The following is a 16,992-nucleotide window of genomic DNA, read 5'->3' on the forward strand; positions in this document are numbered from 1 at the left end:
ACTTCGAGGAATGGCGATGAGTGAGCAAGCAAGCATTCGGCGCGAATGGACGGTGACGGGGATGGACTGCGCCTCCTGCACCACCAAGGTCACGCAGGCGGTCGGGACGTTGCCCGGCGTGTCCGCAGTCAGGGTCGCGCTGATGACCGAACGGCTGTCGCTGGATCTGGCGCCGGGCACGACCCAGCCCGACGCGATTGAGGCATTGGTGCGCAAGCTGGGCTACGGCATCGCACCGCGACAGGACGCGCAGCCTGCCGCTGCCGCCGGTCACGACACCTGCTGCTCGGGGCACGCGCATGACACCGCCGAGCCCGTCCATAGCCACGACGACCCCGCCGATCAGGGCAAACCGTGGCATCGCACCGCCAAGGGCCGTCTGGTCATCCTGACCGGAGCGCTGCTGGCGCTGGCATGGGGGTTCGAGCTGCTGACCTCGGCCAGTCTTGGCTACTGGGCCTTTGTCGCCGCTTGCCTGATCGGCGTGGCCCCGGTGGCCCGGCGGGCCTTGGCCGCGCTGCGCCTTGGCCAGCCCTTCACCATCGAGGGGCTGATGACCATCGCCGCATTCGGCGCGCTGTTCATCGGCGCAGCCGAAGAAGCCGCGCTGGTCGTGTTCCTGTTCGCCGTCGGCGAGGCGCTGGAGGGCGTTGCCGCCAACAAGGCCCGCGACGGCATCCGGGCGCTGGCCGATCTGGTCCCGAAAACCGCGCAGCTTGAGGTGGACGGCCAGACCCGAGAGGTTCCCGCCGACCGCCTGCGCATCGGTCAGACCGTGCTGGTCCGTCCCGGCGACCGCATCCCGGCTGATGGCGAGATCGTCGAGGGCGTCTCGGGCATTGATGAAAGCCCGGTCACCGGCGAAAGCCTGCCGCGCTCCAAGGGACAAGGCGAGGCGGTCTTTGCCGGGTCGATCAATACCGAGGCCGCCTTGCGCATCCGCGTGACCAAGGAGGCATCCGACAACACCATCAGCCGCATCATCCGACTGGTCGAGGATGCCGAGGAAGCCCGCGCGCCCACCGAACGCTTCATCGACCGGTTCAGCCGCTGGTACATGCCCGCGATTGTCGGCATGGCGGCGCTGGTGATCCTGATCCCACCCCTGCTGATGGGGGCGGATTGGCAGACATGGATCTATCGCGGCCTTGCGCTGCTGCTGATAGGCTGCCCCTGCGCGCTGGTGATTTCTGTCCCCGCATCAATCGCCTCGGCGCTGTCCTCGGGGGCGAAACGCGGCTTGCTGATGAAGGGCGGCGCGGTGATCGAGGCCGCGGCAAAGGTCACGCAAGTCGCCTTTGACAAGACCGGCACGCTGACCCATGGCCGCCCGGTCGTTACCGACCTGATCCCCGCACCGGGCGTTTCGGAAACCGAGCTGCTGGCCGTGGCAGCCGGGGTCGAGACCGGGTCCAGCCACCCGCTGGCGCTGGCCGTGCTGGGCCGGGCCAAGGACGCGGGCATTGCCCCGCTGCCCGCGCGTCAGGCCAAGGCGATCCCCGGCAAGGGGGTCGAAGCCATGGTGGACGGCACCATGGCCTGGGTCATGTCCCCGTCCCATGCCTTGGCAATGCAGGGCATCGCCGCGAACAGCACCGACCGCGCAACCGCGCTGGAGGAGCAGGGCAAGACCGTGGTCGCCGTCTTCCGCAAAGCGCAACCGCTGGGTCTGATCGCCATGCGCGATGAGCCGCGGCCAGATGCCTCGGACGCGATGCGGCAACTGAACGCCATGGGCGTCGGCGCGACCATGCTGACCGGCGACAATCCCCGTACCGCCGCCGCCATCGCGGGCGGCCTTGGCATGGAGTTCCGCGCCGGGATGCTGCCCGAGGACAAGCTGACCACCATCCGCCAGATGAGCGGCACGGGCGGCGTGATGATGATCGGCGACGGCATCAACGACGCCCCCGCGCTGAAACAGGCCAGCATCGGCGTGGCCATGGGCTCGGGGACGGATGTGGCGCTGGAAACGGCGGATGCCGCGATCCTGCGCGACCGGGTTGGCGATGTCCCGGCGCTGATCCGGCTGGCGCGCGCCACCATGGGCAATATCCGCCAGAACATCGCGCTGGCGCTGGGGCTGAAGGCGGTGTTCCTGGTGACCTCGGTTCTGGGGATCACGGGCCTGTGGATCGCGATCCTTGCCGATACCGGGGCAACGGTGCTGGTGACGCTGAACGCGCTGCGGATGCTGGGCTACGATCCGTCGAAACAGGGCTGAGCGGCATTCCCTGTCGCCTGCCGATATGGAACAGTCCGGGTTCCGCCACCCGCAAACAGGTCCGCCGATGCCCGATGCCCTGCTGACGAACCGCGACGCCCGCCGGCTGTTTCTGGATCGGCACCTGCTGCTTCGGCCCGGTTCAGGGCCGGGCAAGGGGCAGGATCTGGCGGATGTGCTGTCCGATCTTGGCTTCGTTCAGGTCGACAGCGTCAATACGCTGGCCCGCGCCCATGACCTGATCCTGTGGTCGCGGCGCGGGCGCTATCGCCCGCAGGCGCTGGACCGGCTGATCGCCCGCGACCGCAGCGCATTCGAGCATTGGACACATGACGCCGCCGTGATCCCGATGGGCTTTTATCCGATGTGGCGGCTGAAATTCCAGCGGGACGAGGCCCATATGCAGAGCCGCTGGCTGAATTGGCGCGGCGAAGGCTGGAACACCGAATTCGACAATGTCCTGCGCCATATTCAGGATAACGGCCCGGCCAGCACCAGCGATCTGGGCGGGGATGAGCCGCGCCGCTCGGGTGGCTGGTGGGATTGGCATCCCTCCAAGACCGCGCTGGAATTCCTGTGGCGCTCGGGGCGGCTGGCGATCCGCCACCGCGAGGGCTTCCGCAAGGTCTATGACCTGACCGAGCGCGTGATCCCGACCGAACACCTGACCACCCATCTGCCCGATGCCGAGATCGTCGATTGGGCCATGACCTCGGCCCTGCAGCGGCTGGGCTTTGCGACCAGCGGCGAGCTGGCCGCGTTTTTCGGCATCGCCACCCGCGATGAGGCAAAGCTGTGGTGCCTTGAGGCGCTGGCCGCTGGCCGGATCAGCGAAATTGCGGTCGAAATGGCCGATGGTACGCCGCGCCGCAGCTATGCGACCCCCGATCTGATGGACAGCGTCGCCACCCTGCCCGAGCCCTCGACCCGCATCCGTCTGCTGTCGCCCTTTGATCCGGCGCTGCGCGACCGCGCGCGGGCCGAGCGCTTGTTCGGCTTTCACTACCGGATCGAGATCTTCGTCCCGGCACCCAAGCGGCGCTACGGCTATTACGTCTTTCCGGTCCTGCAGGGCGATCGCCTGATCGGGCGCGTCGATGCCAAGCGCGAGGATGACGCGCTGGTCATCCGCGCCTTCTGGCCCGAGCCGGGCATCCGTATGGGCCGCGCCCGCCTTGCCGGTCTGGCGGCCGAATTCGAACGCCTTGCGCCCTTCGTGAATGTCTCGGAACTGCGCTACCTGCCGGATTGGCTGCGCATGTCGCAGCAGGCTTGACAGAAGGCGCGGCAAGGGAAAGATTCCGCCCCATGGGGACCCGCGACCTCCCCACGAGGCGACAGCCGAAGTTCGCGTTCCAACCCTGTTCCTGATGAACCAAAGGAGGGAACGCAGATGCCTGCGCCTGATGCGATTACCTGCGACAAGCTGGCCAAGCTGATCGGCACACCCAAGGCTCCGATCATTCTGGATGTGCGGCGAGAGGGGTTGCGATCACAGGACCCCCGCCTGATCACCACCGCCCGCGCCCTGCCCGAGGACGCCCTGACCCCCGCGGCGCTTGCCCGGCTGGCGGTCGAACTGCCCGGGCAACCCGTCGTCGTCGCCTGTGCCGAAGGGCATGGCCGCAGTCAGGGCGTGGCCGCATGGCTGCGCCATGAGGGGCTGCGGGCCGAATATCTTGAGGGCGGACATGCCGCGTGGCTGGCTGGCGGACATCCGGTCTTTGACGCGTCCAAATTGACCTGCAAGGACGCCCAGGACCGCAGCCTGTGGGTCACCCGCTCACGCCCCAAGATCGACCGCATCGCCTGCCCATGGCTGATCCGCCGTTTCGTCGATCAACGCGCCGTGTTTCTGTATGTCGCGCCCAGCGAGGTCGCCAGCGTGGCCGAGGCGATGGGGGCCGCGCCCTATGACATCGAGGGCGTCTTCTGGAGCCATCGCGGCGATCAATGCAGCTTTGACACGATGATCCGCGAGTTCGGGCTGAACCTGCCTGCGCTGGACCGGCTGGCCACCATCGTGCGCGGCGCGGATACGGCGCGGCCCGATCTGGCCCCCGAATGCGCCGGGCTGCTGGCCGCCTCATTGGGGCTGTCGCGGACCTATTCCGACGATCTGGAACAGTTGGAGGCCGGAATGAGCCTGTACGACGCCTTCTACCGCTGGTCCCGCGATGCCACCGCCGAGGTCCATGACTGGCAAAGCCACGGAAAGGCCGGGGCATGACCCAGCGCGCCGATTTCCCGACGCTGGCCGAGGCGACCAAGGTCTGGGCGCGCATCGCCGCCTTGTCCTTTGGCGGCCCTGCCGGACAGATCGCGGTCATGCACCGGATTCTGGTCGAAGAGCGCAAATGGCTGGGCGACAGCCGCTTTCTGCATGCGCTGAATTTCTGCATGCTGCTGCCCGGCCCCGAGGCGCAGCAACTGGCCACCTATATCGGCTGGCTGATGCATGGCGTCCGCGGCGCGCTGGTGGCGGGTGGGCTGTTCATCCTGCCCGGCATTCTGGCGATCATGGGGCTTAGCTGGATCTATGCCGCCTTTGGCGATGTGGGTTTTGTCTCGGCGCTGTTCTTTGGGCTGAAGGCGGCGGTGCTGGCCATCGTGCTGCAGGCGGTGGTCCGGCTCGGCCGGCGCGCGTTGAAGAACAACGCGATGCGCGCCATCGCGGCCGGGTCGTTCGTGGCGATCTTTGCCTTTGCCATGCCCTTCCCGCTGATCGTGGCGCTGGCGGCGGCGATCGGGTGGCTGGGTGCCAAGGCCGGGCTGGCCGCGTTCCAAGACACGGGCGGCCATGGCAAGCTGGGCGCGGCCCATGTCGACGACGCCCAGACCCTGCTGGGCCGCGAGCTTGGCCCGCTGTCGGGGGCGGCGCGCGCGGCGGCCCTGCGCGCCGGGGCCTTTGCGCTGGTCCTGTGGCTATTGCCGGTCGGGACGCTGGTCCTGCTTGCGCCCGGCCATGTCTTTACCGACATCGCCACCTATTTCTCGAAACTCGCCGTGCTGACCTTTGGCGGGGCCTATGCGGTGCTGGCATGGGTCGCGCAGGAAGCCGTCGGCACCTATGGCTGGCTGCAACCGGGCGAGATGCTGGACGGGCTGGGCATGGCCGAGACCACCCCCGGCCCACTGATCATGGTCCTGCAATTCGTGGGCTTCATGGGCGCATATCGCGAGGCAGGCTGGGCCATGCCGATGCTGGCGGGCACGGTCGGCGGGTTGCTGGCGACATGGGTGACATTCGCCCCCTGCTTTGCGTGGATTTTCCTTGGCGCCCCCTTCATGGAGGGGTTGCGCGCCAACAAGGCGCTGTCGGCGGCACTGTCGGCGGTGACGGCGGCGGTGGTGGGGGTGATCCTGAACCTTGCCATCTGGTTTGCCATCCATGTCATCTGGCGCGAAGTCGCACGGCACCAGCTGGGACCGCTGTCGCTGGAGCTGCCGGTGCTGGGGTCGATCGACTGGCTGGCCGCAGGCCTGTCGGCGCTGGCGCTGCTGGCGGTGTTCCGGCTGAATATCGGCATGGTCAAGGTGCTGCTCAGCGCGGCGCTGTCCGGCATGGCGCTGCATCTGGCGGGCTGGGCCTGATCGCCAGCGCTGACGGACGCGACAGCGTTCTTCTGCCAAGCCCCATCGGGTCAGTAGGTTCCTTTCCCTACCGTGCCGTTCTTTGGAATGGAGTTCCGGTCTAATCACGGTAAATTTGGTCGTGAATTCGGCATGGCCGATCAATCAGGACCAAGAACATCATGACACCCCGTCTTCTAGTGCTGGCATCTGCCCTTTTCTCGGCGACGGCGCTTCCCGCCCTGGCCGAACAACTGCGCATTGGCTGGCAGCAAATCGTTGAACCCGCCCGCGTCGCGCAGGCGGGCGGCAAATACGAATCCGCCACCGGCGCGGAAATCGAATGGAAACTGTTCGGCGGCGGCGCGGATGTAATCGCGGCCATCGCCTCGGGGGCCATAGACATCGGCTATGTCGGATCGTCGCCGCTGACCGCCGCCGCTTCGCAGCAATTGCCGATCCAGACGGTCTATGTCGTCGGAAATATCGCCGAGGCCGAGGCGCTGGCCGTCAAGGGCGTGACCTCGCCCGAGCAGATCAAGGGCAAGACCATCGCGACGCCCTTCGTCTCGACCGCGCATTATTCGCTGCTGACCGCGCTGAAACATTGGGGCGTCGCGCCCGGCGACGTGAAGCTGCTGAACCTGCGCCCGCAGGAAATCGGTGCGGCATGGGAACGCGGCGATATCGACGGCGCCTATGTCTGGGACCCGGTGCTGAACCAGATCAAGACCTCGGGCGGCACGGTTCTGGCCGACAGCAAGCAGGTGGCCGATTGGGGCGGGCCGACCTTTGACGCATGGATCGTGCGCAAGGACTATGCCGAGAAGCACCCCGATATCGTCACCGCCTTCGTCAGGACCACGGGCGAGGTCACCGATGCCTATCTGGCCAATCCCGCGGCATGGGGGCCTGACAGCGCCGAGGCGCAGGAAATTGCCAAGCTGACCGGCGCGCCCGCTGCCGATGTGCCGGCGCTGCTCAAGGGCTATGCCTTTGCCGGGCTGAAGGATCAGGGCAGCGAGCAGTTCCTTGGCGGCGCGACGGCGCAGGCGATCAAGGCCACCGCCGCTTTCCTTGAGGAACAGGGCTCGGCCAAGGCGCTGGACGATTATGCGCCCTATGTTAACGCAAGCTTCGCGATCGCGGCCGGGAAATGACCGACCTCGCGTCGCAGGCAGTAACCTTGGACCGGGCGCAATCCGCCCGGTCCGTTCTGTCGCTGCGGGATGTCTCGCTGAATTACGGGGCGGGGATCGCGGTGCTGCAAAACCTGTCGCTGCGGATCGAGCGCGGCGAATTTGTCAGCGTCGTCGGCCGTTCGGGTTCGGGCAAGACGACGGTGCTGAATCTGGCCGCCGGGTTCCTGACGCCGGATGCGGGTCAGGTGCTGATCGACGGGCGCAGGGTCACCGGCCCCGGCCCCGAGCGCGCCGTGGTGTTTCAGGATGACGCGCTTTACCCGTGGCGGAGCGTGGCCGACAACGTCGCCCTGCCGCTGAAGCTGGCGGGCGTCCCCGCGTCGGAACGGCATGCCCGCGCCGCCCGGCTGCTTGAGGCGGTCGGGCTGGCTGGCGAAGGGGCCAAGCGCATCTGGCAATTGTCCGGCGGCCAGCGCCAGCGCGTCGGGATTGCCCGCGCCCTTGCCGCCCAGCCGGAATTTCTGCTGATGGACGAACCGCTTGGTGCATTGGACGCCATGACCCGAGAGCTGATGCATGGCCTGATCCTGCGGCTGTGGCAGGACAGCCATGCCGGCGCGATGCTGATCACCCACAGCATCGAGGAAGCGCTGTTCCTGTCGACCCGCATCGTGGTTCTTGCCCCCGGTCCCGGCCGGATCGTGCATGAGGAAAGCGCAGATTGGGGCCGCCGTTTCCTGTCGGGCAACGACCCGCGCGCGCTGAAATCCGAGCCGGGCTTCATCGCTGCCCGCGAACGGCTGGTCGATGCCATCTACGAACGCGAGGCCGCATGATGAGCGACAGCGCCATTGAAAGCCCGGTCCAGATGCCGCCTCGCGCCGACAAAAGCCCGCGCCGCCTGCCGCTTGGGCTGGCCTACGCCCTGGGAACCGTGACGCTGGTGCTGCTGGTCTGGGGGCTTGCCTCGGGCCGGGGCTGGGTCTCGCCGGTGTTCCTGCCCTCGCCATTGCGGGTCGGTCAGGCCTTGCTGCGCGCCGCGACCGAGGGTTACGCCAACGCGACCCTGTGGCAGCATATGGGGGCAAGCCTGTGGCGGGTCTTCGCGGCACTGATCGGGACCATGGCCATCGGCATCCCGGCCGGGGTGCTGATCGCCACGTCGCGCGCCGGGCGCGGCATTCTTGACCCGCTGATCGAGTTCATCCGCCCGCTGCCGCCCTTGGCCTATCTGCCGCTGATCATCATCTGGTGCGGCATCGGCGAGCCCTCCAAGATCCTTGTCATCGGCATCGCCATGCTGGCGCCCATCGTGATCTCGACCGTGTCGGGCATCCGCGCGGCGGGCGAGAACCAGATCCGCGCCGCCCGTGCCTTTGGCGCCAGCCGCTGGCAGGTCGTGGCCGAGGTGATGCTGCCCGCGGCCCTGCCCTCGATCCTGACCGGGATGCGCATCGCGCTTGGTGCGGGCTGGACCACCCTTGTCGCGGCCGAGCTGGTCGCGGCGACCCGAGGCCTTGGCTACATGATCCAGTTCGCCGCGCAATTCCTGGTCACCGACATGGTGATCGCCGGCATTCTGGTGATCGCGGGACTGGCCACGATTTCAGAACTTGGGCTGCGGCTGATCGAGCGGCGCTTCCTGCCCTGGATCGGAAAAAGCTGACGCGAAGGATTTCCCATGACCATCCATGACCCCCTGAACCATCCCGCGACCGGACGCCCCGTCGCCCCCGCCCGGATCGACACGCGCGAGGCCGCGCTGGACGCCGCCCACCGCCTTGCCGCCGACTGGGCACCCAAGGCCGCCGAGCGCGACCGTGACCGCATCCTGCCCCATGAAGAGATCGCCGATTTCAGCGCCTCGGGCCTTGGCGCGATCACCGTGCCACGCGCCTATGGCGGGCCGGGCCTTGACTATCTGACGCTGGCCGAGGTGTTCGAGATCCTCTGCGCCGCCGACAGTTCCGTGGGCCAGATCCCGCAAAACCATTTCGGCGTCGTCCAGCTGCTGTCCGAAGCGGGCAGCCCGAACCAGAAGGCGCGCTGGTTTGCCGATATCCTGTCGGGCGCGCGGATCGGCAATGCCGGGCCGGAAAAGGGTCCGAAAGTCATCACCCATAACACGACCGGCCTGACCCGCGGCCCGGACGGCCTGCGTCTGAACGGGCGGCGCTTCTATTCGACCGGGGCGATCTTTGCGCATTGGATTCCGACCCGTGCCAATGACGAGCAGGGCCGCCCGGTGCAGGTCTGGGTGCCCCATGACGCGCCGGGGGTCACGGTGATCGACGACTGGTCCAGCTTTGGCCAGCGCACTACGGCCTCGGGGACGGTGGTCTTTGACAATGTCGCGGTGCCCGAGGATCAGATCATCCCGGTCTGGCAGCGCGCGCAGGTGCCGGGGCTGGCGGGCCCGGTCTCGCAACTGGTGCAGGCCGCGATCGACAGCGGCATCGCCATTGGCGCGCTGGATCAGGCGATTGCCTTTGTCCGCGACAAGGCCCGGCCTTGGGTCGATTCCGGCGTCAGTCGCGCGCAGGACGATCCATATATCATCGCCGATATCGGCAGGCTTCAGATCGACCTTTGGGCCGCCCGCGCCGTGCTTCATGACGCGGCCCGGCTGCTGAACGACATCGCGGCAGGCGAAGTGACGCTAGAATCCAGCGCCCGCGCCTCGGTCGCGGTGGCCGAGGCCAAGATCCTGACCAGCGAAATCGCGCTGAACGCCGCTGAAAAGCTGTTCGAGCTGGCCGGGTCAGCCGCCACCCGCGCCGCGCCGAACCTTGGCCGCGTCTGGCGCAATGCCCGCGTCCACACGCTGCATGACCCGCTGCGCTGGAAATATCACCTGCTGGGCAATTGGCACCTGAACGGTGCCCTGCCCGCGCGCCATCAATGGAACTGACATGACGATCCGTATCGCCCCCCCGCCCGCCACCGTCCACGTGATCGCCAGCGATGCCGAAGCGATCGAGACCGCACATGCGCTGGCCGCGGAATTCGCCCTTGGTGCGTCCGACCGCGACCGGGACCGCATCCTGCCATGGGAACAACTGGAACGCTTTTCCGCCTCGGGGCTGTGGGGGATCACCGTGCCGCGCGAACATGGCGGGGCGGGCGTCTCGGTGGTGACGCTGGCGCAGGTGATCGCGATCATCGGCGCGGCGGATGGATCGCTGTCGCAGATCCCGCAGAACCATTTCTATGCGCTGGAGGTGCTGCGCAGCGGCGGCACCCCCGAACAGCAGGCGCAATTCTATGCGCTGGCGCTGTCGGGCTACCGCTTCGGCAATGCTCTGGCCGAGATCGGCGCGCGGGACTTCAAGCGCCGCACCCGGCTGTCGCGGGATGGCGAGCGGCTGTTCGTCACTGGCCAGAAATTCTACTGCACCGGGGCAATCTTTGCGCATTGGATCCCGACCCTCGTGGTCGATGACGAGGACCGCCAGCAGATCGTCTTCGTCCCGCACGGGGCCGAGGGCGTCGCCATTACCGACGATTGGGACGGATTCGGCCAGCGGGTGACGGGTTCGGGCTCGGTCAGCTTCGACCGGGTCGAGGTCAGGCCGGAATGGGTGATCCCCTTCCAGTCGAGCTTCGAGAACCCGACGCCGATCGGTCCCTTGGCGCAGATCCTGCATGCGGCGATCGATCTGGGCATCGGCAAGGGGGCCTTTGCGGCCACGCTGCCCTTTATCCGCGAGCGCACCCGGCCCTGGATCGATGCAGGCGTCGAGCGCGCCGCCGACGATCCGCTGCTGATCGCGGGCGTGGGCGAGGTCTCGGTCCGCTTGCGCGCCGCCGAGGCGCTGGTAAACCGCGCCGGACGTGCGGTTGATGAGGCCATCGCCGACACCACCGAATTCACCGTGGCTCAGGCATCGCTGGCGGTGGCGGCGGCGCGTGCCCTGACCACGGCGGCCGGGCTGCTGGCGGCCTCGAAACTGTTCGAGTTGACCGGGACCTCGGCCACTCTGGCTGCCGACAATCTGGACCGTCATTGGCGCAATGTCCGGACCCATACACTGCATGACCCGGTGCGCTGGAAATACCACGCCATCGGCAATCACAGCCTGAACGGCATCAACCCGCCCCGGCATGGCGCAATCTGACAAGGAGCGATCTGATGGCACATCAGAAACTGGGCAAGCAGATCATCGTCAACGCCTTCAACATGAATTGCGTCGGCCATATCAACCACGGGCAATGGACGCATCCGCGCGACCGCTCGCAGGATTACACAAGGCTGGACTATTGGACCGATCTGGCAAAAACGCTGGAACGCGGGCTGTTCGACGGGCTGTTCCTGGCGGACATCCTTGGTACCTATGACATCTATGGCAGCGGGGTCGATGTCACCCTGCGCGAGTCGGTGCAATTGCCGGTGAACGACCCGGTGCTGCTGGTCTCGGCCATGGCGGCGGTGACCAAGCATCTGGGCTTTGGCGTCACCGTGAATGTCAATCAGGAGGCGCCCTATACATTCGCGCGCCGGCTTTCGACGCTGGATCACCTGACCGACGGGCGGATCGGCTGGAACATCGTCACAGGCTATCTGGACAGCGCCGCCCGCGCGGTGGGACAGGACGGACAGGCCAGCCATGATCTGCGCTATGATCAGGCGGATGAATATCTGGACGTGCTTTACAAGCTGCTGGAAGGATCCTGGGATGAGGACGCGGTGATCCGCGACCGGGCGGCGCGCATCTATGCCGATCCGGCCAAGGTGCGAAAGGTGACCCACCGCGGGCGCTTCTACAATGTCGAGGGCTGGCATCTGTCCGAGCCGTCGCCGCAGCGGGTGCCGGTCCTGTTTCAGGCGGGCACCTCGGGGCGCGGCAAGCTGTTCGCGGCGCGCCATGCGGAATGCGTCTTTATCTCGGCCCCGGAAAAAGAGCTGGCACGCAAGGCCGCGCGCAGCATCCGCGAGGCGGTGGCGGCGGCAGGGCGCGATCCCGGCGACGTGCGCGTCATCATCGGCATCAATGTCGTGACCGACCGCAGCGCGGCTGCCGCGCGCGAGAAGCTGGCCGAATACAAGGCGCATTCCAGCCCCGAGGCCGGGCTGGTGCATTTCGCCGCCTCGACCGGCATCGATTTCTCGCGCTACGGGCTGGATGAGCGCATCCCCTATGGCCCGACCAACTCGATCCAGTCGGCAACGCAGCTGGCGGAAAGCCGGGGCTGGACCAAGCGCAACCTGCTGGACCAGCTGGCGCTTGGCGGACGCTATCCGCTGGCGGTGGGCACGCCCGCCGAGGTCGCGGATGAGCTGGAGGACTGGATGCGCGAGGGCGAGATCGACGGCTTTAACCTGACCCGGCTGGCGACACCCGAAACCTATGAGGATTTCGCCGATCTGGTCGTGCCGGAACTGCAGTCGCGCGGCAGCTTCAAGACCGAATACGCACCGGGCACGCTGCGCCACAAGATCTTTGGCCAGGGCGACCGCCTGCCCGCACGCCATGCCGCACATGAGTTCCGTCCCGGCGGGGCGCTGGCCGCAGCCGAGTAATGGCAGCGATGAGGCAAGCGAAAAGCCCCGGCGGGATCGACCCGCCGGGGCTTTTGCGGTCCGTCCGACCGCTTAGCGCGCCTTCAGCCTGCGCACGGCATAATCTCCGGAAAACTGTACGACCGAGACCAGCAGGATCAGGATCGCAATCACCACCAGCATCACCGTGGTGTCGAAACGCTGGTAGCCGTAGCGGATCGCGACATCGCCCAGACCACCCGCGCCCACCGCCCCGGCCATGGCCGAGGCCCCGATCATCGAGACCACGGTGATGGTGAAACCGCCGATGATACCGGGCAAGGCCTCGGGCAGCAGCACATGGCGGACGATGTCCCAGCGGCGGCAACCGATGGATTGGGCGGCCTCGACCAGTCCCGGATCGACCTCGCGCAGCGATACTTCAGCGATGCGGGCGAAAAAGGGCGTGGCCGAGACCGCCAGCGGCACGATTGCCGCCCAGACCCCGATGGTCGTGCCGGCGACCAGTCGGGTAAAGGGGATCAGCGCCACCAGCAGCACGATGAAGGGCACGGCGCGAAAGCCGTTGACCACCATGCCCACCAACCGGTTCAGACGCGGCGCGGGAAAGAAGCCACCCGGACCCGAGGTGACCAGAAACACCGCCAGCGGGATCCCCAGCGCCACTGCGATCCCGGCCGAGACCCCGACCATCAGAGCCGTGTCCCAGAACGCCTGCTGCAGGCGGTCAACCATCTGCGCTGTCAACATATCCGATGATCCTTGTACTGTCGGCAAGCCCGGCCAGTTGCTCAAGCGGGGCGGAAGGGGCCAGTGCCAGCACCAGCTGGCCGATGGCGTGGCCCTGAATGCGGTCGATCTGCGACAGGACCAACCGCAACGGTCCCGGCCCGACAATCGCGGCCAGCCGCGCCAGATCCGGCACGGCCTTACCCGCAAAGCCCAGCTCGACCAGCATCTGGTCCTGCGGATCGCGGGGGTTGTCGCGCAAGCGGTCGGCCAGATCCTCGGGCAAGCTATGCTGCAGGGGCTGCAGCAGCGCGCGGGTGGCGGCGTGGCGGGGCGCGCCAAAGACCTGCCAGACCGGACCCTGTTCGGCCAGCTCGCCGCGTTCCAGCACGACGACGCGGTCGCAGATCTCGCGGATGACGCTCATTTCATGGGTGATCAGGACCACGGTCAGGCCAAGACGGCGGTTGATGTCCTTGAGCAGCCGCAGGATCGCGCCGGTGGTTTCCGGGTCAAGCGCCGAGGTCGCCTCATCGCATAGCAGGATCTCGGGGCGGCTGACCAAGGCGCGGGCGATGCCCACGCGCTGCTTCTGGCCGCCCGACAGACGCGAGGGATAGGTCCCGCCCTTGCCGGTCAGCCCGACCAGTTCCAGCGCCTGATCGACCCTTTGCGCGATTTCCGCCGTCGGAACGCCGGCGACGCGCAAAGGCAGCGCCACATTCTCGCGCACGGTCTTGGCGGAAAGCAGGTTGAAATGCTGGAAGATCATCCCCACGCGGCGACGCAGGGCGACCAGCCCGGCCTCATTGATGCCGGCAATGTCCTGCCCGTCAACCAGCACCCGGCCCGATGTCGGCTGCTCCAGCCGGTTGATCACGCGCAGCAGGCTGGACTTGCCCGCGCCGGAACGGCCGATGATGCCGAAAATCTCGCCCGCACGAATGTCCAGATCGATGCCTTGCAGGGCCTGAACCTCTCCGGCGGCAGAGCGATAGGTCTTGCCCAACCCCTCCAGCCGCACGGTTCCGGCCGTGCGGACGGCCTCGGCCGCGGCGGGGATTGCCCCCACCGCGCCGCGAGGCAGGATCGCAGATGCCCCTGCCATCAGCTTTGCCACGCGAGGATATACAGCTTGTCGCTGTCGGCGAAGGATTTGTGGACCTGATCCTTGACCGCCTTGGATTCATGGAACAGGTCGATGAACTGCTTGATGCGCGGATCATCCTTGTTTTCCGTGCGCGCGACGAAGCTGACCGCGAATTGCTTGTCCTCAATGCCGGAATAGACCAGTCCCGAGCTCGGATCGAAGGCCCCCGAGGCGACGATGAAATGCGGATAACCCTGCGCCAGATCCACGTCGCCGGTGATACGGACCAGTTGCGGGCCCTCGACCTCGGTGAAGGTCAGCTTCTTGGGGTTCTCGGTGATGTCATCCAGCGTGCCAAGGAAGCCCACGCCCTCGCGCAGCTTGACCAGCCCGGCCTTTTCCAGCAGCAGCAGGCCCCGGCCCTGGTTCACCGGGTCATTGGCGATGGCGACGCTGCCGCCCTCGGGGATGTCATCAAGGCTTTTGTGCTTGAGCGAATAAAGCCCCAGATTGGCCAGAATCCCCTGCCCGACCACGTCGAAATCATAGCCGCGTTCCTTTTCGGCATTCTCAAGGAAGGGGCGGTGCTGGAAGAAGTTCAGGTCGATATCGCCTGCGGCCAGCGCCACGTTGGGCGTGGTCCAGTCGCTGAATTCGACCACCTCGACCTCAAGGCCTTTGCCTTTGGCCTCGGTCGCGGCGACCTCGACGGCATCACCGTAGGCGCCGGGCACCACGCCGATTTTCAGCGGATCGGCGGCGGCAAGCCCGGTCAGCGACAGCGTCGCGGCCAGCGTCAGCATGGCAAGTTTCATGGTCGTCTCCTTGGATTGGGTCGGCCCGGCTCAGTCCAGCCAGGGCAGCGAATAAAGTTTCGGGTTATGCGCGTTCGAGGCGTCGATCTGCGCGCGGACCTTGGGCGAGGTCTGGTAGAGCTTGATGAATTCCGCGATCTCGGGATTGGCGGCATTGTCGTCGCGGGTGACGAAGCGGATGGCGAAATGGCGGTCGGCGGTGCCGGAATAAAGCAGCGCCTTGCTGGCGAAATCGCCGCGTCCGGCATTGACGAAATGGTTCGGATAGCCCTGCGCCAGATCGACATCGGAAATCGCGCGGACCAGTTGCGGCCCTTCGATTTCAACGAATTTCAGGTGCTTGGGGTTGTCGGTCACGTCATCCAGCGTGGCCTTCCAGCCGGTGTCGGGCTTGAGCGCGATCAGGCCCGCCGTCGCCAGCAGCGACAGGCCCCGGCCCTGATTGACCGGATCGCTGGCCACCGCCACACGCGCGCCATCGGGAATCTGTTCGAGGCTTTGGAATTTTTCCGAGTAAAGCCCGATATTGGGCAGGATGCCCAAGGCGACAGGCTTCAGATCATAGCCGGTTTCGCGGATGGCATTGTCCAGAAAAGCCTGATGCTGGAAGTAGTTCAGGTCCAGATCGCCGTTTTCCAGCGCAAGGTTCGGCGTGGTCCAGTCGCTGAATTCGACCACCTCGACCTGAAGCCCGGCCTCGCGCGCCTCCAGTGCCGCGACCTGAATAGAATCCGCCAGCGCGCCGGGCGTGACCCCGATCTTGACCGCGCCCAGTGCGGGCGTCGCCAATGCCAGCAACAGCGCCGCCAGCCAGTTGGCCCTTTTGTCCATGTCCATTCTCCTGCCCGGATGGGCGCATAATACACGACTTATGTTGTCGTTATTATGCCGCGATGCGGCGGCGGAGCCATTCCAAAGACATTCGCGAAAAGAGGCGAAAATTCTCGGGCGCGCGATCCAGTCGCGCAGCCTGTTTCATCCCGGCCAGGCGGCCGGTTCAGTCGCCCAGCAATTGCCGGTCGTCGCCATCGCGGCTGCGGACCAGTTCTTCCTTGATCCGCCGCAGGACGGCCATGGCGCGAGGCCGGTCGGCATAGGCGACCAGATTGGCCAGTATATCGACCACCGCCAGATAGGCGTAGCGCGTCGAGGTGGGACGAAAGATATTGCGCCCCTCGGCCAGATCGATCGGGATGGTCAGCCCCGCCGCCGCAGCTACCGGCGACCCGCTTTGCGTCAGGGCAATCGTCGGCACGCCGCGCGCCCGCATCAGTTCAAGACAGCGAACCAGATCCATGTCGCGCCCGGTCATGGACGACACGATCGCCACCGTGCCCTCGGTCGCGGCGGCGGACAGCATCAGGTCCATCGCCCGGTCGTTCGAGCTGTGGATGTTGCAGCCCAGCCGGAACAGCCGGTTCTGCAATTCGTTCGAGATCATCGAGGAATTCCCTCCCGACCCGAAGGCCAGAATGAACCCGGCGCCACGCAGCAGATGCGCGGCCTCGTTCAGGCGCGCCGGATCAAGCTGCTTGTGCAATTGGAACAAGGCGTTCTGCGCCTTGGTGATGATATCTTCTGCCACTTCCTCGGGGGCCGAGGTCGGCACTTCCGGGCGCAGATAGCGCAGGCCGACATAGGTCATGCGGGCCAGTTGCACCTTGAAATCCGAAAACCCGCTGCACCCGACATGACGACAGAAGCGGGTGACGCTGGGCGGTGAAACCCCCGCCCGCTCGGCCAATTCGCTGATCGACGAGCCGGTGACGAAATCCACATCCTGTAGGACAAACTGCGCCAGCTTGCGGTCCATCGCGGACAACCTGCCCTCATCATCGGTCAGGACATGGTACAGGTCCATCGCGGCCCTCCTGTTGTTTCGTGAAAATTAATTTCTCAGTGATGCCTTGGTCAACTGG

General features: G+C 66.5%; 15 protein-coding genes. 10 read left to right on the forward strand and 5 right to left on the reverse strand.

Annotated features, from left to right (window positions below; all coding sequences use genetic code 11):
- The first annotated feature begins 16 nt into the window (after positions 1-16).
- The 10 genes from GL300_RS16465 (at position 17) to GL300_RS16510 (ending at position 12,460) form a co-directional block, all read left to right on the forward strand.
- Positions 17-2,224 (forward strand): heavy metal translocating P-type ATPase, encoded by a 2,208-nt coding sequence (locus GL300_RS16465; RefSeq protein WP_155040750.1) that lies wholly within the window; start codon positions 17-19, stop codon positions 2,222-2,224.
- 67 nt (positions 2,225-2,291) lie between these two features.
- Positions 2,292-3,500 (forward strand): winged helix-turn-helix domain-containing protein, encoded by a 1,209-nt coding sequence (locus tag GL300_RS16470; protein ID WP_155040751.1) that lies wholly within the window; start codon positions 2,292-2,294, stop codon positions 3,498-3,500.
- 117 nt (positions 3,501-3,617) lie between these two features.
- Entirely contained in the window at positions 3,618-4,454 is an 837-nt protein-coding gene (locus GL300_RS16475) for a chromate resistance protein ChrB domain-containing protein (protein ID WP_155040752.1), read from the forward strand.
- Positions 4,451-5,818 (forward strand): chromate efflux transporter, encoded by a 1,368-nt coding sequence (gene chrA / locus GL300_RS16480; RefSeq protein ID WP_155040753.1) that lies wholly within the window; start codon positions 4,451-4,453, stop codon positions 5,816-5,818. Before GL300_RS16475 ends, chrA begins: the two co-directional genes overlap by 4 nt.
- Positions 5,819-5,979: 161 nt before the next feature.
- The gene (tauA, locus tag GL300_RS16485) at positions 5,980-6,957 is read left to right on the forward strand and encodes a taurine ABC transporter substrate-binding protein (RefSeq protein WP_155040754.1); all 978 of its coding nucleotides are present in this window, start codon (positions 5,980-5,982) and stop codon (positions 6,955-6,957) included.
- Positions 6,954-7,775, forward strand: coding sequence for a taurine ABC transporter ATP-binding protein (locus GL300_RS16490; protein ID WP_155040755.1), 822 nt, complete (start codon positions 6,954-6,956; stop codon positions 7,773-7,775). Before tauA ends, GL300_RS16490 begins: the two co-directional genes overlap by 4 nt.
- Positions 7,775-8,605 (forward strand): ABC transporter permease subunit, encoded by an 831-nt coding sequence (locus GL300_RS16495; RefSeq protein ID WP_225612419.1) that lies wholly within the window; start codon positions 7,775-7,777, stop codon positions 8,603-8,605. Before GL300_RS16490 ends, GL300_RS16495 begins: the two co-directional genes overlap by 1 nt.
- A gap of 15 nt (positions 8,606-8,620) precedes the next feature.
- Positions 8,621-9,850: an SfnB family sulfur acquisition oxidoreductase gene (locus tag GL300_RS16500; RefSeq protein ID WP_155040757.1), complete on the forward strand. Its 1,230-nt coding sequence runs from the start codon at positions 8,621-8,623 to the stop codon at positions 9,848-9,850.
- 1 nt (position 9,851) lies between these two features.
- A complete protein-coding gene (locus GL300_RS16505; protein WP_155040758.1) occupies positions 9,852-11,057 on the forward strand; it encodes an SfnB family sulfur acquisition oxidoreductase in 1,206 nt (401 codons plus the stop codon).
- Between the two features lie 14 nt (positions 11,058-11,071).
- Positions 11,072-12,460 (forward strand): LLM class flavin-dependent oxidoreductase, encoded by a 1,389-nt coding sequence (locus tag GL300_RS16510; RefSeq protein ID WP_211595136.1) that lies wholly within the window; start codon positions 11,072-11,074, stop codon positions 12,458-12,460.
- Positions 12,461-12,532: 72 nt separating this feature from the next.
- On the opposite strand, the gene GL300_RS16515 is transcribed toward GL300_RS16510, so the two are convergent.
- The 5 genes from GL300_RS16515 to GL300_RS16535 form a co-directional block, all read right to left on the reverse strand.
- The gene (locus GL300_RS16515) at positions 12,533-13,189 is read right to left on the reverse strand and encodes a methionine ABC transporter permease (RefSeq protein ID WP_211595139.1); all 657 of its coding nucleotides are present in this window, start codon (positions 13,187-13,189) and stop codon (positions 12,533-12,535) included.
- Positions 13,167-14,276, reverse strand: a complete 1,110-nt coding sequence (locus tag GL300_RS16520) for a methionine ABC transporter ATP-binding protein (RefSeq protein ID WP_155040759.1) — start codon at positions 14,274-14,276, stop codon at positions 13,167-13,169. Before GL300_RS16520 ends, GL300_RS16515 begins: the two co-directional genes overlap by 23 nt.
- Positions 14,276-15,073 carry a MetQ/NlpA family ABC transporter substrate-binding protein gene (locus GL300_RS16525; protein ID WP_155040760.1) on the reverse strand — a complete coding sequence of 266 codons (798 nt, stop codon included), beginning with the start codon at positions 15,071-15,073 and terminating at the stop codon, positions 14,276-14,278. The genes GL300_RS16520 and GL300_RS16525 overlap by 1 nt, the downstream gene beginning before the upstream one ends.
- Positions 15,074-15,103: 30 nt before the next feature.
- A complete protein-coding gene (locus GL300_RS16530) occupies positions 15,104-15,904 on the reverse strand; it encodes a MetQ/NlpA family ABC transporter substrate-binding protein (protein WP_155040761.1) in 801 nt (266 codons plus the stop codon).
- A 166-nt stretch (positions 15,905-16,070) separates the two neighbouring features.
- Complete coding sequence (locus GL300_RS16535; protein ID WP_155040762.1) at positions 16,071-16,934, reverse strand: MurR/RpiR family transcriptional regulator; 864 nt, start codon at positions 16,932-16,934, stop codon at positions 16,071-16,073.
- Positions 16,935-16,992: the final 58 nt, after the last annotated feature.

Origin of the sequence: Paracoccus litorisediminis (assembly GCF_009711205.1) — a bacterium.
GTDB classification, from domain to species: domain Bacteria; phylum Pseudomonadota; class Alphaproteobacteria; order Rhodobacterales; family Rhodobacteraceae; genus Paracoccus; species Paracoccus litorisediminis.

Coding starts and splice junctions, on each gene's coding strand:
- GL300_RS16465 (WP_155040750.1), top strand. CDS start 17: ATGAGTGAGCAAGCAAGCATTCGGCGCGAATGGACGGTGACGGGGATG.
- GL300_RS16470 (WP_155040751.1), top strand. CDS start 2,292: ATGCCCGATGCCCTGCTGACGAACCGCGACGCCCGCCGGCTGTTTCTG.
- GL300_RS16475 (WP_155040752.1), top strand. CDS start 3,618: ATGCCTGCGCCTGATGCGATTACCTGCGACAAGCTGGCCAAGCTGATC.
- chrA (WP_155040753.1), top strand. CDS start 4,451: ATGACCCAGCGCGCCGATTTCCCGACGCTGGCCGAGGCGACCAAGGTC.
- tauA (WP_155040754.1), top strand. CDS start 5,980: ATGACACCCCGTCTTCTAGTGCTGGCATCTGCCCTTTTCTCGGCGACG.
- GL300_RS16490 (WP_155040755.1), top strand. CDS start 6,954: ATGACCGACCTCGCGTCGCAGGCAGTAACCTTGGACCGGGCGCAATCC.
- GL300_RS16495 (WP_225612419.1), top strand. CDS start 7,775: ATGAGCGACAGCGCCATTGAAAGCCCGGTCCAGATGCCGCCTCGCGCC.
- GL300_RS16500 (WP_155040757.1), top strand. CDS start 8,621: ATGACCATCCATGACCCCCTGAACCATCCCGCGACCGGACGCCCCGTC.
- GL300_RS16505 (WP_155040758.1), top strand. CDS start 9,852: ATGACGATCCGTATCGCCCCCCCGCCCGCCACCGTCCACGTGATCGCC.
- GL300_RS16510 (WP_211595136.1), top strand. CDS start 11,072: ATGGCACATCAGAAACTGGGCAAGCAGATCATCGTCAACGCCTTCAAC.
- GL300_RS16515 (WP_211595139.1), bottom strand. CDS start 13,189: ATGTTGACAGCGCAGATGGTTGACCGCCTGCAGCAGGCGTTCTGGGAC.
- GL300_RS16520 (WP_155040759.1), bottom strand. CDS start 14,276: ATGGCAGGGGCATCTGCGATCCTGCCTCGCGGCGCGGTGGGGGCAATC.
- GL300_RS16525 (WP_155040760.1), bottom strand. CDS start 15,073: ATGAAACTTGCCATGCTGACGCTGGCCGCGACGCTGTCGCTGACCGGG.
- GL300_RS16530 (WP_155040761.1), bottom strand. CDS start 15,904: ATGGACAAAAGGGCCAACTGGCTGGCGGCGCTGTTGCTGGCATTGGCG.
- GL300_RS16535 (WP_155040762.1), bottom strand. CDS start 16,934: ATGGACCTGTACCATGTCCTGACCGATGATGAGGGCAGGTTGTCCGCG.